13 protein-coding genes are annotated in these 14,784 nt (G+C 69.8%); 6 read left to right on the plus strand and 7 right to left on the minus strand.

The genetic code is table 11. The features are described from left to right. Positions 1-9 precede the first annotated feature (9 nt). The 6 genes from F624_RS0110025 to F624_RS36230 all read left to right on the plus strand — a co-directional run bounded on the left by F624_RS0110025 (position 10) and on the right by F624_RS36230 (position 6,503). Entirely contained in the window at positions 10-825 is an 816-nt protein-coding gene (locus tag F624_RS0110025) for an enoyl-CoA hydratase/isomerase family protein (RefSeq protein WP_019574166.1), read from the plus strand. After that, the gene (locus tag F624_RS0110030) at positions 825-2,822 is read left to right on the plus strand and encodes an ATP-binding protein (protein ID WP_019574167.1); all 1,998 of its coding nucleotides are present in this window, start codon (positions 825-827) and stop codon (positions 2,820-2,822) included. Before F624_RS0110025 ends, F624_RS0110030 begins: the two co-directional genes overlap by 1 nt. Further along, positions 2,819-3,985, plus strand: coding sequence for an acyl-CoA dehydrogenase family protein (locus tag F624_RS0110035; RefSeq protein ID WP_019574168.1), 1,167 nt, complete (start codon positions 2,819-2,821; stop codon positions 3,983-3,985). Before F624_RS0110030 ends, F624_RS0110035 begins: the two co-directional genes overlap by 4 nt. Next, positions 3,982-4,467 carry a thioesterase family protein gene (locus F624_RS0110040; protein ID WP_019574169.1) on the plus strand — a complete coding sequence of 162 codons (486 nt, stop codon included), beginning with the start codon at positions 3,982-3,984 and terminating at the stop codon, positions 4,465-4,467. Before F624_RS0110035 ends, F624_RS0110040 begins: the two co-directional genes overlap by 4 nt. A gap of 48 nt (positions 4,468-4,515) precedes the next feature. Next, positions 4,516-5,412, plus strand: coding sequence for a beta-keto acid cleavage family enzyme (locus F624_RS0110045; protein WP_019574170.1), 897 nt, complete (start codon positions 4,516-4,518; stop codon positions 5,410-5,412). Between the two features lie 122 nt (positions 5,413-5,534). Continuing rightward, positions 5,535-6,503, plus strand: coding sequence for a tetratricopeptide repeat protein (locus F624_RS36230; protein ID WP_157443403.1), 969 nt, complete (start codon positions 5,535-5,537; stop codon positions 6,501-6,503). 908 nt (positions 6,504-7,411) lie between these two features. On the opposite strand, the gene F624_RS0110060 is transcribed toward F624_RS36230, so the two are convergent. The 7 genes from F624_RS0110060 to F624_RS0110090 form a co-directional block, all read right to left on the minus strand. After that, a complete protein-coding gene (locus F624_RS0110060) occupies positions 7,412-8,179 on the minus strand; it encodes an enoyl-CoA hydratase (RefSeq protein WP_019574172.1) in 768 nt (255 codons plus the stop codon). Positions 8,180-8,231: 52 nt separating this feature from the next. Beyond that, positions 8,232-9,092, minus strand: coding sequence for an acyl-CoA thioesterase (locus F624_RS0110065; protein WP_019574173.1), 861 nt, complete (start codon positions 9,090-9,092; stop codon positions 8,232-8,234). A 29-nt stretch (positions 9,093-9,121) separates the two neighbouring features. Continuing rightward, entirely contained in the window at positions 9,122-10,018 is an 897-nt protein-coding gene (locus F624_RS0110070) for an alpha/beta hydrolase family protein (RefSeq protein WP_019574174.1), read from the minus strand. A 100-nt stretch (positions 10,019-10,118) separates the two neighbouring features. Beyond that, positions 10,119-11,318 (minus strand): acetyl-CoA C-acyltransferase, encoded by a 1,200-nt coding sequence (locus F624_RS0110075; protein WP_019574175.1) that lies wholly within the window; start codon positions 11,316-11,318, stop codon positions 10,119-10,121. A gap of 12 nt (positions 11,319-11,330) precedes the next feature. Continuing rightward, positions 11,331-11,837, minus strand: coding sequence for a DUF4442 domain-containing protein (locus F624_RS0110080; RefSeq protein WP_019574176.1), 507 nt, complete (start codon positions 11,835-11,837; stop codon positions 11,331-11,333). 44 nt (positions 11,838-11,881) lie between these two features. Next, positions 11,882-14,281, minus strand: coding sequence for a 3-hydroxyacyl-CoA dehydrogenase/enoyl-CoA hydratase family protein (locus tag F624_RS0110085; protein ID WP_019574177.1), 2,400 nt, complete (start codon positions 14,279-14,281; stop codon positions 11,882-11,884). Positions 14,282-14,325: 44 nt separating this feature from the next. Beyond that, positions 14,326-14,760, minus strand: coding sequence for a DUF2147 domain-containing protein (locus F624_RS0110090; protein WP_019574178.1), 435 nt, complete (start codon positions 14,758-14,760; stop codon positions 14,326-14,328). Positions 14,761-14,784: the final 24 nt, after the last annotated feature.

The raw sequence follows: 14,784 nt of genomic DNA on the forward strand, positions 1-14,784 counted from the left end.
GCACAGGCCATGTCCCACTTGCTGATCGACCGCCAGCCCCTGGGCCCGGGCTGGGTGGAACACTGGGTATTGAACGACCCGGCCAGCCGCAACGCGCTGACGGCCGAGCTGGTGCAGGCCCTGGGGCAAGCCTGTGCCCGGGCCGCGCACGACCCCGCCCTGCGCGCCGTGGTGCTGCGCGGCGCGGGCGGCAGCTTCTGCGCCGGTGGCAGCCTGGGCGGCTTTGCCAGCAGCCTGGGCCAGGCCCTGGCACCGGGCCAGCCCGACCCACTGGTGCCCATGAACCGCGAGTTCGGGCAACTGCTGGAGGCGCTGTGCGCCCTGCCCCAGACCCTGTTGGCCGCCGTGGACGGCCCCGCCATGGGCGGTGGCCTGGGCCTGGTGTGCTGCGCCGACTGGGTGCTGGCCACGCCGGGCGCAGTGCTGGCCGCGCCCGAGGTGACGCTGGGCATCGTGCCGGCCCAGATCGCCCCCTTTGTGCTGCGCCGGCTCGGCGACGCCCGGGCCCGCCGCTGGCTGCTGGGTGGCGAGCGCCACTCGGCCGAACAGGCCCTGGCCGACGGCCTGGTGACCGAGGTGGTGCCCGACCTGAACGCGGGCCTGACCCACCGCCTGCAGGCCCTGAGTGCCACCGCCCCCGGCGCCGTGGCGGCCACCAAGGCCTTGCTGCAGGCCGGGCAGCCGCCCCTGCCCGCCTGGCTGGACCAGGCCGCCCAGGCTTTTGCCAGCGCCTTGCGCGGCCCCGAGGCGGCCGCCGGCCTGCAGGCCTTTGCCCGCAAACAAGCTGCGCCCTGGCGCGCCCCTGATGGAAGTACGAGGGCCTGATGTTCAAACGACTGCTGATCGCCAACCGCGGCGAAATCGCCCGCCGCATCATCCGCACCGCCCGGGCCCTGGGCCTGGAGACGGTGGCCGTGTACGCCGAGCCCGATGCCCAGGCCCTGCACGTGCGCGAGGCCGACCAGGCCTTTGCCCTGGGCGGCGAGCGCTCGGCCGACAGCTACCTGCGGGTGGAGCGCCTGCTCGAAGCCGCCCGCGCCACCGGCGCCGACGCGGTGCACCCGGGCTATGGCTTTCTGAGCGAGAACGCCGACTTCGCCCAGGCCGTGCTCGACGCCGGCCTGCACTGGATCGGCCCGCCCCCGGAAGCCATCCGGGCGCTGGGCAGCAAGGCCGGTGCCAAGGCCCTGGCCCAGGCCCATGGCGTGCCCTGCCTGCCCGGCTATGCCGGCGAAGATCAACACCCCGAGCGCTTTGCCGCCGAGGCCGAGCACATCGGCTACCCCGTGATGGTGAAGGCCGTGGCCGGCGGCGGTGGCCGCGGCATGCGCCTGGTGCAGGCCCCGGCGCAACTGGCTGACGCCCTGGCCAGTGCCCACAGCGAGGCCCTGGCCGGCTTTGGCGACGGCCGCCTGCTGATCGAGCGGGCCCTGCTGCGGCCGCGCCACGTCGAGTTGCAGGTGTTTGCCGACCGCCACGGCCACGTGGTGCACCTGGGCGAGCGCGACTGCTCGGTGCAGCGGCGCCACCAGAAGATCATCGAGGAAGCCCCCAGCCCCGCCGTGGGCCCCGGCCTGCGCCAGCGCATGGGCGAGTGCGCCGTGGCCCTGGCCCGGGCCGCCGGCTATGTGGGCGCTGGCACGGTGGAGTTCCTGCTGGACGGCGACGACTTCTACCTGATGGAGATGAACACCCGGCTGCAGGTGGAACACCCTGTCACCGAGGCCCTGACCGGGCTGGACCTGGTCGAGTGGCAGCTGCGCGTGGCCCGGGGCGAGCCCCTGCCCCTGAGCCAGGCGCAGATCCGCTTCGAAGGCCATGCCATCGAGGTGCGCCTGTGCGCCGAAGACGAGCACTTCCGCCCCCACACCGGCCGCGTGCTGGGCTTTGCCGAGCCCCCTGGGGTCGTGCATTTTGAGAACCCCGACGCCCAGGGTGGGCTGCGCTTCGACCACGCGCTCGAGATCGGCACCGAGGTCAGCCCGCACTACGACGCGATGCTGGGCAAGCTGATCGCCCATGCACCCACGCGCGAGCAGGCCATCGCGCGCCTGCGCCAGGGGCTGGCGGCCACCGTGCTGCTGGGCCTGCCCAGCAACCGGGCCTTTCTGTCGGCCTGCCTGGACCACCCGGTGTTCCGCGCCGGCCAGGCCCTGATCCCCTTTCTGGCCGAGCACGGCGATGCGCTGCGCACCCAGCTGAGCGCCCACGAGGCCGAGCACCTGAGCGCGGCCTGGCCGGTGCTGCTGTGGGGCCGGCAGGGCCTGGCCACTGCCCTGGGTTGCCCGCTGGAGCGCCCCCTGCGGCTGCGCCACCGCGAGCGCGTGCACGATTGGCTGGTGCGCGAGACCGGCGCCGGCCGGGCCCTGGCCCGGCAAGGCGAAGCGGCCGCGCAAAGCATCGAACTGCAAGCCCAGCCCGGTGGCGGCTGGCTGCTGAACCTGGACGGGCGCCGCCTGGGCGTGCAGGCCGTGGCCGTGGGCCCGTGGCGCTGGCATGTGCAACTGGCCGGCGTGGACCTGTGGCTGGACGACGCCTCGTTCGAACCGGCCGGGCGCGGCCCGGCAGGCGCCCAGGCCCTGGAGCTGCGTGCCCCCTTCAACGGCCGGGTGATCCGCATCGCCGCCGAAGTGGGCCAGGTGCTGGCCGCCGGCGACGCGCTGGTGGTGATCGAGTCGATGAAGCTGGAGCACAACCTGGCCGCCGCCGGCCCGGCCCGCGTGGCCGAGCTGCTGGTGAGCCCGGGCCAGCAGGTCAGCCCCGGCCAGTGCCTGCTGCGCCTCGCGCCCCTCAACGCCCTGGTTCTGGAGGCCCAGCCATGAGTGAACGCCCCGACGACACCCTGCAGGCCGACCGGGCCGCGCTGAGCGACACGGTGGCCCGCTTTGCGCGCAGCGAGATCGCCCCGCACGTGGGCGACTGGGACGCGGCGGGCGAGTTTCCGCGCAGCCTGTACCGGCGCGCGGGCGATCTGGGCCTGCTGGGCCTGGGCTACCCCGAGGCCTATGGCGGCACACCGGCCCCCTATGCGCTGCGCCTGTCGCTGTGGCAGGCGCTGTGCCGGCACGGGGGCAGTGGCGGGGTGCTGGCCAGCCTGCTGTCGCACAACATCGGCCTGCCGCCCATCCTGCACCACGGCAGCGAAGCCCTGCGTGAGCAGGTGATCCCGCCGGTGCTGCGCGGCGAGCAGATCGCGGCCCTGGCCATCACCGAGCCCGGCGGCGGCTCGGATGTGGCGGCCCTGCGCACCACGGCCCGGCGCGAGGGCGACCACTATGTGATCGATGGCGAGAAGACCTTCATCACCTCGGGCCTGCGGGCCGACTGGATCACCCTGGCGGTGCGCACCGGCGAGCCGGGCAGCAAAGGGGCCGGGGGCCTCTCGGTGATCGTGGTGCCCGGCGCCAGCGCCGGCCTGACACGCCAGCCCCTGCAGAAGATGGGCTGGCTGTGCTCCGACACGGCACAGCTGCACTTTGACGGCGTGCGCGTGCCCGCCAGCCACCTGCTGGGCGAAGAGGGCGCGGGCTTTCGCATCATCATGGGCAACTTCAATGCCGAGCGCTTCGGCATGTCGGCGGCGGCGCTGGGCTTCAGCCAGGCCTGCTACGACGAAGCCCTGGCCTGGGCGCGCCAGCGCAAGACCTTTGGCGCCGCCCTGGTCGAGCGCCAGGTGATCCGCCACAAGCTGGTCGACATGCAGATGCGCATCCACTCGACCGCGGCCTGGCTGGAACAGGTGGCGGCCCGCGCCGACGCCGGCGACACCGGGGCCGACTGGGTGGCCCAGGTGTGCCTGCTGAAGAACCACAGCACCCAGACCATGCAGTTCTGCGCCGACCAGGCCGTGCAGATCCTGGGCGGCATGGGCTTCATGCGCGGCACGGTCAGCGAGCGCCTGTACCGCGAGGTCAAGGTGATGATGATCGGGGGCGGCGCCGAGGAAATCATGAAAGACCTGGCCGCACGACAATGGGGCTTATGAGCAAACCCCACGCCCCCCTGCCCCAGGCTTTCGAGCCCGAGTTCGAAACCGGCCTGAAGAAGATCTTCGAAGAAATGATCGTCTTCAACACCGTGCTCGGCCTGAAGATCACCTCGCTCAAGCCCGACACGGTGAGCGCGCGCATCGACATGAAGCACGAGCTGATCGGCCACTTCAGCTACAACCGCCTGCACGGCGGGGTGGCCGCTGCCGGGCTGGACGCCCTGGGCGGGCTGGCCGTGATGGCCGCCATCGGCGCCCGCCACATGGACGAAGCCCCGATGGAGCGGCTCAAGCGCTTTTCCAAGCTGGGCACCATCGACCTGCGCGTCGACTACCTGCGCCCCGCCATCGGCGAATTCTTCACCCTGCATGCCGAGGTGCTGCGCCTGGGCTCGCGCGTGGCCTCCACGCGCATGGAGTTCCGCGGCCCCGACGGCACCCTGATGTCGACCGGCACGGGGGCCTACATCGTTTCGTAACCCACCGGGCGGCCTCGCCGTGCCGGTCTCAGTCCCCAGGAGACATCCATGACCCACAGCGACAAGGCCATCATCACCTGCTCCATCACCGGTGTGCTGACCGACCCCGGCCAGCACCATGTGCCCGTGACCCCCGCCGAACTGGCCGCCGAGGCGCGCCGCGCCTACGACGCCGGGGCCTCGGTGGTGCATGTGCACTTCCGCCAGCAAAGCCCGGGCCAGGGCCACCTGCCGAGCTGGGACCCGGCCGTGGCCCTGGCCTGCACCGAGGCCATGCGCGAGGCCTGCCCCGGCCTGATCATCAACCAGACCACGGGCGTGGTCGGCCCCGACTACCAGGGCCCGCTGGACTGCCTGCGCGCCACCCGGCCCGAGATGGCGGCCTGCAACGCGGGCTCGCTCAACTACCTCAAGGTGCGCAGCAACGGCCAGTGGGCCTGGCCACCAATGATGTTCGACAACCCGCCGGCCAAGGTGCAGGATTTTCTGGACGTGATGCGCGAGACCGGCACCCTGCCCGAGTTCGAGTGTTTTGACGTGGGCATCGTGCGCTGCGTCGAGATGTATGTGCAGACCGGCATGTACAGCGGCCTGCCCGAGTACAACTTTGTCATGGGCGTGGAGTCGGGCATGCCGGCCGACCCCGATCTGTTGCCCATCCTGCTCAAGCTCAAGCTGCCCGGCGCCCAGTGGCAGAGCACGGTGATCGGGCGCGCCGAGATCTGGCCCGTGCACCGCCGCACCGCCGAGCTGGGCGGGCACCTGCGCAGCGGGCTGGAGGACACCTTCTACCTGCCCACGGGCGAGAAAGTGCCCTCCAACGGCCCCCTGATCGAGCAACTGGCCCGCTACGCCCGCGAGGCCGGGCGCGAGGTGGCCACGCCGGCCGAAGCCCGCCAGATGCTGGGCCTGGCCGCCTCGGCGCCGCTCGCTGTATCAAATTGATTCAACCTTGAAGGGCTTGAGTTGTCAGCCAAGTGGCACCATATGGCGTTTTGAAGCCGGCAGCCGAGTTCTGAGCACCACGCACGGAACCCGTTGCCAGCCGCTTGAAGGAGCCCCTGAACATGATGCTGACTGCCTTTACCCCCTCTCCTGCGAGCCCCGCCGGGGCCCGCAGCCGGCGCCTGCTGGCCGGCCTGGCCCTGGCCCTGGCGGCGTCGTTTGCCTGGGCCCTGCCCACGCCCAAGGACATCGAACAGGCCGTGAACGCCGGCGAGTACCGGCAGGCCGAAACCATGCTGCGCGAGGTGATCAAGGAAAAGCCTCAAAGCGCCAAGGCCCAGTACGAGCTGGGTGAGGTGCTGGCCCGCGAAGGCCGCAACATCGAGGCCCGCGCCGCCCTGCAGGAGGCGCAGCGCCTGGACCCCTCGCTGAAGTTCGCCTCCAGCCCGCAGCGCTTCACCGATCTGCTCAACAAGATCCCCAAGACCGATTCGCTGTCGTCGAGCGCGCCCGGCGCCTCGCTGGGTGGCTCGGCCCCCAAGCCGGCCCACGCCAACAACGCCCCGGCCGTGGTGAGCCAGAGCGCGCCGGCCCCGGCCAGCCAGGGCTCCTCGTTTCCCTGGGGCTACATCCTGATCGCCGGGGGGGTGCTGTTTGTGGTCTGGAAGCTGGCCACCCGCGTGCTGCCCTCGCCCAGCCCGGCCCCGGGCATGGCGGGTGACGCCGCCTTCGGCCGCGGCCCCGTGGCCCAGCCCGGCTTTGGTCAACCCGGTTACGGCCAACCGGGTTATGGCCAGCCCGGCTATGGTGTCCCGCCCAGCAGCGGCCCCGGCATTGGTGGCGTGGTGCTCGGCGGCTTGGCGGGTGCCGCCGCCGGCTACGGCCTGGCCAAGGTGCTGGAGCACGGCAACGAAGACCGCGGCAGCCACGACTCGGGCGGTGGCGGCGGTGGTGGCAGCAACCTGGGCGGTGGCGGCGGCTACAGCCCGATCGACAACCCGCCGGACTATGGCTCGTTCGATGCCGGCAGTGGTGGCAGCGACTCCTGGGACAGTGGGGGTGGGTCGTCGTCGGACGACAACAACTGGTGATGCGGGGTCATCGCCAGCGCCGGCCAGCGGTGTGTTTTGCATCGCTGGGGGCGGGATGAGGAAGCCGGGCTTGCCCGGCTTTTTGTTTTGGAAGGCTGCTTTCTGGGCTGTGGTGCAAGTGGCTGGTTTGCCTTGTCCACTCGTTGTGGGTTCTGTGCTGCCGCTGCGCTCTGTTCGTTCTGCTCTTCGTTTGAGGTCGGAGGCCGGGATTGCGCCCCGGCGGGCGCCTCACTTTCTTTGTCTCGCCAAAGAAAGTAAGCAAAGAAAGGCGACCCGACGTGCACGCCCTGCTGCGCAGGGTCCGCTGCGCTGCTCAACTTGGGCGGGGTCTCGCTAAACTCGCTGCGCTCAAACAGACGCGAGCCCTTTATCCGCCCAAGTCTGCGCTGCTCGCCGTGCCCGACGGGAGGTGGGGAGCGGGAACCGACGGCTGCTGCTGCGCAGCGGCGCCGTGTTGTTTCAATCAGAAGGCGCGGCTGCTTCGCAGCGCGGGGACGCACAAGCGCTCTGCCCAACAAATCAAACAGAGACACACCAACGCCGCTGGATGCACAGGCACGACCGATTTCGTCAGTGCGCTCGCAAGCTCGCCCGAACCCGATCCCGCTTGCCCCGTGGGGCAGGGCCGAGCAGCGGAGTGACAGGTGGATCAGGGCTCGCGTCTGTCTGAGCGCAGCGAGTTTAGCGAGACCCCACCTGGCGCGAGCAGCGCAGGGAACCACGAAGTGGCCCTGACTTCGGGTCGCCTTTCTTTGCTTACTTTCTTTGGCGAAGCAAAGAAAGTGAGGCGGCCGCCGGGCCGCAATCCCGGCCTCCGCCCTTCAACACAGAGCAGAAGGCACAGAGCGAAGCGGCAACACAGAACCCACAACAAGTGGAAAAGGCACACCCCTTTCAGGGCGCCCCCCTTAAACTTGGCTGAAATCCGGCCGCCGTTTCTCCAGAAACGCCGTGAACGCCTCCTTGGCCGCCGGCTCACCCAACATGCGGCCAAAGCTGGCCCCTTCTTCCGCCATGCGCTGGACCACCAGGGCCGACTGCCCGCCCTTCATGAGGCGCTTGGTCTCGACCAGCGAAGTCAGCGGCTTGGCGGCCAGTTTGCGGGCCACAGTCTGGGCCACGCCGTTGCACTCGGTCGGGGGCACCACGCGGTTCACCAAGCCCACCTCCAGGGCCGCTTCCGCCATGAAGGGCTCGCCCAGCAGCAAGGCCTCGGCCGCGCGGTGGTAACCCAGCATCTGGGGCACCAGCAGGCTCGAGGCGGCCTCGGGGCACAGGCCCAGGTTAACGAAAGGCATCGAGAAAGCGGCGTTGTCGCCGGCATAAACCAGGTCGCAATGGAACAGCATCGTGGTGCCGATGCCCACGGCCGGGCCGCAGACCGCGGCCACCACGGGCTTGGGAAAGGCGGCCAGGTTGTGCAGGAAGCGGAACACCGGCGAGTTCATGCCGGCCGGCGGCTTGTTCAGGAAATCGCCGATGTCGTTGCCGGCGCTGAAGATGGCGATGTCGCCCTGGAACACCACCACGCGCACCGCGGCATCGGCCTCGGCCGTGGCCAGGGCATCGGCCATGGCGGCGTACATGTCGGCGGTGATCGAGTTCTTCTTGTCGACGCGGTTCAGGGTGATGGTGCACACACCGGCTTCGGTGTGGATCAGGATGTCTTGGCTCATGAGGAGGGGCTCCTTGTGGGGGTGGGCAGAAAGGCGCAGGTTGTGACCCGGCCTATTCCTTGAAATAGACGATCTGGTGCGTGCTGACCAGCAGGCGGCCGGCCTGGTTCCAGAGCTGGGCGGTCTGGTCGAAAAAGCCGTTGCGGAACTCCTGGGCCCGGGCCTGGCCCAGCACGAAACCCGTGCCGGTGGCGGCCAATTCGGCCTGGCCGACATGGAAATACGTGGTGATCGAGACCGTGCCGGCCGGCACCCGCGAGGCCCGGCGCAGCCAGACGCGCGGAAAGAAGATGTCCGACAGGGCAGCCAGGGCCGGAAAGTCGAGCGGGCGAGGCGGGTCGTCGCGCATCCACAGCTGCGACAGGCTGTTGTCGCCCCGGCCGTCCCAGGTGTGCGGGATCACGCCGGTGACGGGGCGCATCTCGTAGCGATCGATCCAGGCCACGCCCTTGGGCGGGTGCATGCGCTCCAGCGTCTCAGGGGCGGGCACCTCGGGCATGGGCGTGTCGGACACGCTCCAGGTTTCGCGCCGCGCCGCCGTGACCGCTGTGGCCGTGGTGGTGACCACGGGCTGGCCCTCGGCATCGCGCTGCACGATGGAGATCGTCCAGTGCTGGGTGGAGCGGTTGGTGCGCACCGGCTGGGCCTGCACCTCGAACTCGCCCTCGGCCAGGGCCCCGGCGTAGTTCACGGTCAGCGACAGCGGCTCGCCCAGCAGGGCCGGGTGCTGCAGCACGGCCTGCAGGCAGGTGGCGGCGGTGGTGCCGCCAAACGGCCCCACCATGTTCCAGTAGGCAGGGCTGGTGTGGCCCTGGCTGATCTGCAGCGGGCCGGCAGCAACGCCGGTGTCGGGTTGGGGCTGCGGCTGAGTTGCCAGTTGCAGCGCGGTATCAAGCGGGTGGGTGGTGCTCATGGGGCAGAAGTGTGCGGCAAGGGGACGGATCAGACAGTCGAGTTTGTGACGTGCTGGCCCTGGCGCAGCACGGCCAGCGCGTTCAGGCTGGCAATGGTACGCGGCCACAGCGTGGCCCGGAACGACTCGCGGAACCAGCCGAAGTGCCCGATGCGGCGTGCCAGGGCATCGGCCGGGCGCACCACCTCGATGCGTTGCGGCGCGTTGGCATAGAAGCCGATCAGGCTTTGCGTGCCGCGCAGGGTCATCATCTCGTCGTCCTGCACCGACAGGGCCAGCACCGGGTAGCGCACCCGAGCATAGCTCTGCTCGGCCGCCGGGCCTTCGGCGCCCACGCTGTAGCGCGGATCCAGGCACCAGCGGCGCCACTGCAGGATCACGCCCGCAGGCAGATCGCCCACCTTGCCCAGGCGGCGGCCCGGAAAGTAGCCGAAACAGCGCGTGGCCAAGGGCACCAGCACCCACCAGAAATACGGCACGCTGCGCCGCAGGCGGGGCGCGTTGTCGCGCCAGTAGCCGCTGCCCGAGGCCAGGCTCAGCAGGCCATCGACCTGCTCAGGGCGCTGGAACAGGCCGGGCAGTTGCGCGCCCAGGCTGTGGCCCAGCAGGTACAGCGGCGCGCCGGGGCAGGCGGCGCGGGCCTGGGCCACCACGGCCTCGTAGTCACGCACCCAGTCGCGCAGGTCGGCCTGGAAGCCGCGCAGCGAGCCGCGCCAGGCCGCACCGCGCGATTCGCCCACGCCCCGGTAGTCGAAGGTGGTGACGCGGTAGCCCTGCTCGGCCAGCCAGCGCGCAAAGGGCTCGTAATAGGCCTGGCGCACGCCCATGGCGGCGCCCAGGACCAGATTGGCCAACGGGGGGGTGGCCGGCGCATAGGTGCGCACGGCAAGCGAGGCCGAATCGACGGCCAGAACCGAGGTCTGCATCACGGCGTGTCTCCTGTTGAAAGCAGGCCAGTCTGCGCTGGCTCAGTTCAGGGGGGCGGGCAGCCCGCGCTGTGGCCGCACCGCCCGGTTGAACGCGGGCTCAGCAGCGTTCGAAGATGCCGGCCGCGCCCTGCCCCATGCCCACGCACATGGTGACCATGCCGTACTTGAGCTGGTGGCGTTGCAGCGCATGCACCACGGTGGCCGAGCGGATGGCGCCCGTGGCCCCCAGGGGGTGGCCCAGCGCAATCGCGCCGCCCATGCGGTTGACCTTGGCCGGGTCCAGGCCCAGGGTGTTCATCACCGCCAGCGATTGGGCCGCGAAGGCTTCGTTGAGCTCGAACCAGTCGATGTCGTCCTGCTTCAGGCCGGCGTAGCGCAGGGCAGCCGGGATCGCCTCGATCGGGCCGATGCCCATGATGTGGGGCGGGACGCCCTTGCTGGCAAAGCTCACGAAGCGCGCCAGGGGCTTCAGGCCGAAGCGCTTGACGGCCGACTCGCTGGCCAGGATCAGGGCGCCGGCGCCGTCCGAGGTCTGCGAGCTGTTGCCGGCCGTGACCGAGCCGCGGGCCGCGAACACGGTCTTGAGCTTGCCCAGGCCTTCGAGCGTGGTGTCGGGGCGGGCGCCTTCGTCCAGGCTGACGGTGCGGGTTTTCAGGCTGACCTCGCCGCTGGCCAGGTTGGGGCGGCGCTCGGTCACCTCGATGGGGGTGATCTCGGCCGTGAACTCGCCGGCCTGCTGGGCCTTGAGCGCCTTCAGGTGCGACTGCAGGGCGAATTCGTCCTGCGCCTCGCGGCTCACCTTCCATTGCTGGGCCACCTTCTCGGCGGTCAGGCCCATGCCGTAGGCAATGCCCACGTCGCCGTCGCGCTCGAAGATGCTGGGCGACAGCGAGGGCGAGTTGCCCATCATGGGCACCATGCTCATGCTTTCGACGCCGGCGGCGATCATCACCTCGGCCTCGCCCACGCGGATGCGGTCGGCCGCCATCTGCACGGCCGACAGGCCGGAAGCGCAGAAGCGGTTCACGGTGATGCCGCCCACGCTGGTGGGCAGGCCCGCCAGCACCGCGGCCACACGGGCCACGTTCAGGCCCTGCTGGGCCTCGGGGATGGCGCAGCCGCAGATGATGTCTTCGATGCTGGCCGGGTCCAGATCGGGCACCTGGGCCAGGGCGGCCTTCAGGGTGGTGGCCAGCAGGTCATCGGGCCGGGTGTTGCGGAAGAAGCCGCGGTGCGAACGCCCGATGGGGGTGCGCGTGGCAGCAACGATGTAGGCTTCCTGGACTTGGTGGGCCATGGTGAAACTCCTTCAGTTCTTTTTCGGGCGGCTGGCGGGAACCCAGGCCCAGACAAATTCGCATTGCACCGGCTCGGCGCCGGTGTCGTCGGTGACCGTGACGGACACGCTCAACTCGCCCTGCTCGTTGGCCTGCATCCAGGCCGCCTGCTCGGGCGTCAGCACGGCCACGGCCTTGAGGCCGCCCTTGGCGCGCTGAAGCAGCTGCAAGCTGGCCCGCTTCAGCACCGGGGTGCAGTCATCGCGCACGTTCATGCCGATCACCAGGCCGGTGGCACTTTCCGCCAGCAGGTGGATGGCCGAGGTGTGCACGTCACCGCTCTGGTTGTGCAGGCGCGGGGCCGTGGCCAGGCGCACCTCGGCACGCTCGGTGCTGAGGCCCGCAAAGCGCACACCGACCGTGCCGGTGAAGGGCACGGCGCGGCGCAAGATGATGCTCTGCACCCAGCCCCGCATGAAGCCGGGGGCCTCGTCCAGGCGCATCAGCGAACGCTGCAGCTTGTTGGGCGGGCGGTCCATGGCGGGCAAGGCTTGGGGGCTCAAAGGCACGCTCGTCGGGCCGCTCAATTGCGCACCGGCTTGCCGGTGGACAACATGCCCATGATGCGTTCCTGCGTCTTGGGGTGCACGATCAGCGAGCAGAAGGCCTTGCGCTCCAGCGCCATCAGGTACTCCTCGCTGACCAGGGTGCCCGCATCCACATCACCGCCGCAGACCACGTTGGCGATCAGGCTGCCGATGTGGAAATCGTGCTGGCTGATGAAGCCGCCGTCGCGCATGTTGACCAGCTGGCCCTTGATGGTGGCCAGCCCGCTGCGCCCGGCCACCGGGAACAGGCGCTTGATGGGGGCGCGCCAGCCGCCGTCGAACAAGGCCTTGGCCTCGTTCAGGGCCACATACAGCAGCTCGTCCTTGTTGGGCACGATGAGGTCGCTGTCCAGCAGGTAGCCCAGCTTGCGCGACTCGAGCGCGCTGGTGCCCACCTTGGCCATGGCCGCGGCCGTGAAGCCTTCGGTCAGGAAGGGCAGCAGGTCTTTTCCGGTGGAGGTGGCGGCGTTCTCGGCGGCACGGCGTGCGATGTAGGTCAGGCCGCCGGCACCGGGCACCAGGCCCACACCCACTTCGACCAGGCCGATGTAGCTTTCCATGGCCACCACGCGGCGCGCCGAGTGCACGGCCAGCTCGCAGCCGCCGCCCAGGGCCAGGCCGCGCACGGCCGACACCACGGGCACGCCGGCATAGCGCAGGCGCAGCATGAGCTGCTGCAGCTCGTGCTCGGCGCCCTCGATCGCGTCCACGCCGGCGATCATGAAGGCCGGCAGCATGGACTGCAGGTCGGCCCCAGCGCTGAAGGGCTCATCGCCCGACCAGATCACCAGGCCCTTGTACTGCTGCTCGGCCAACTCGATGCCTTGCTGCAGGCCTTCGACCACGCCCGGGCCGATCGCGTGCATCTTGCTCTTGATGCTGGCGATCAGCACCTCGTCGTCCAGCGTCCAGAGGCGGATGGCCTCGTCCTCGTGCAGGGTCTTGCCGGCGGTTTCGAAGCGGGCCGAGCCGTCGCCCAGCAGGGCTTCAGGGAAGTGCTGACGCTGGTACACCGGCAGCTGGCGGCGCGGCTCGAAGGCGTTGGTGCTCGGGTTGTACGAGCCCTGGGGCGTGTGCACGCCACCGGCCTCGGCCACCGGGCCCTGGAACACCCACTCGGGCAGCGGTGCATTGCACAGCGTCTTGCCCGCGGCGATGTCTTCGTTGATCCACTGCGCCACCTGCAACCAGCCGGCCTCTTGCCACAGTTCGAAGGGGCCTTGCTTCATGCCGAAGCCCCAGCGCATGGCCTGGTCCACATCGCGCGCGTTGTCGGCGATGCTGGCCAGGTGAACGGCCGCGTAGTGGAAGCTGTTGCGCAGGATGGCCCACAGGAACTGGCCTTGCGCGCCTTCGGCGTTGCGCAGCAGCGCCAGGCGCTGGGCCGCGGGCTTCTTGAGCATGCGGCCATACACCTCGTCGGCCTTCTGGCCGCCGGGCACATAGTCTTCGCTTTCGAGCTCAAAGCGCAGCACGTCGCGGCCCACCTTCTTGTAGAAGCCGGCCTTGGTCTTCTGGCCCAGGTGGCCCAGCTCGAGCAGCTTCTTGAGCACCGCGGGGGTGCCGAAGCTGCCGTAGAAGGGGTCGCTGTCCAGCGTGAGGTTGTCCTGCAGCGTCTTGATGACGTGGGCCATGGTGTCCAGGCCCACCACGTCGGCGGTGCGGAAGGTGCCCGAGCTGGCCCGACCCAGCTTCTTGCCGGTCAGGTCATCGACCACGTCGTAGCTGAGGCCGAAGTTCTCGACTTCCTTCATGGTGGCCAGCATGCCGGCGATGCCGACGCGGTTGGCGATGAAGTTGGGCGTGTCCTTGGCGCGCAACACGCCCTTGCCCAGGCCGCTGGTGACAAAGCTCTCGAGCTGGTCGAGGATCACCGGCTGGGTGGTGGGGGTGGCAATCAACTCCACCAAGTACATGTAGCGCGGCGGGTTGAAGAAGTGGATGCCGCAAAAGCGCGGCTTGATGGCTTCGGGCAGCGCCTCGCTGAGCTTTGTGATCGACAGGCCCGAGGTGTTGGACGCCACGATGGCGTGCGGCGCCACAAAGGGGGCGATCTTCTTGTAGAGGTCGAGCTTCCAGTCCATGCGCTCGGCGATGGCCTCGATGATGAGGTCGCAGTCGCGCAGCTGCTCCAGATGCTCTTCGTAGTTGGCCTGGCCGATCAGGGCGGCGTCTTCGGCCACGCCCAGGGGGGCGGGCTTGAGCTTTTTCAAGCCATCGATGGCGCGCGTGACGATACCGTTCTTGGGGCCTTCCTTGGCCGGCAGATCGAACAGCACCACGGGCACCTTGACGTTGACGAGGTGGGCCGCGATCTGCGCGCCCATCACGCCTGCGCCGAGCACGGCGACTTTTTTCACTTGGAATCGGTTCATGAGATTTCCTGTTCGCTCAGGGCGCCCCGCAGGCGCCCCGGGCCTTATTCAATGCGTTGCCAGACCTGGGTACGGTAGAAGGGGCCGATGTAGCCGCGCACCTGCAACTGCTTGCCGCCTTCGAGCGGCACCAGGCGCACGGTGTATTCCTTGCCGTTTTCGGGGTCCAGGATCTTGCCGCCCTCCCACTCGGGCTTGCCCTCGGCCTGGCGCACGCCGCGGACGATTTCCATGCCGAGCTTGGGCTTGCCCTTGCGGTCGTCGCTGCACTGGGTGCACAGCGGCTCGGCCGAGCGGGTGATGGCCTTCTCGATGCGGCCGCTGAGCACGCCCGCGCCGTCGGCCGCGATGCGGATCTCGGCCTTGGCCTCGCCCGAGGCATCGTCCACGCTGCGCCACAGGCCCACCGGGGTGGTCTGCGCCAGCACGGGCCAGGCCAGCGCCATCAGCGCCGTGGCCAGAACGTTCTTGATCGTCATCGCGGTCTCCTGGGTGGGCGGCGG

It is taken from the genome of Curvibacter lanceolatus ATCC 14669 (assembly GCF_000381265.1).
Lineage (GTDB): Bacteria > Pseudomonadota > Gammaproteobacteria > Burkholderiales > Burkholderiaceae_C > Curvibacter > Curvibacter lanceolatus.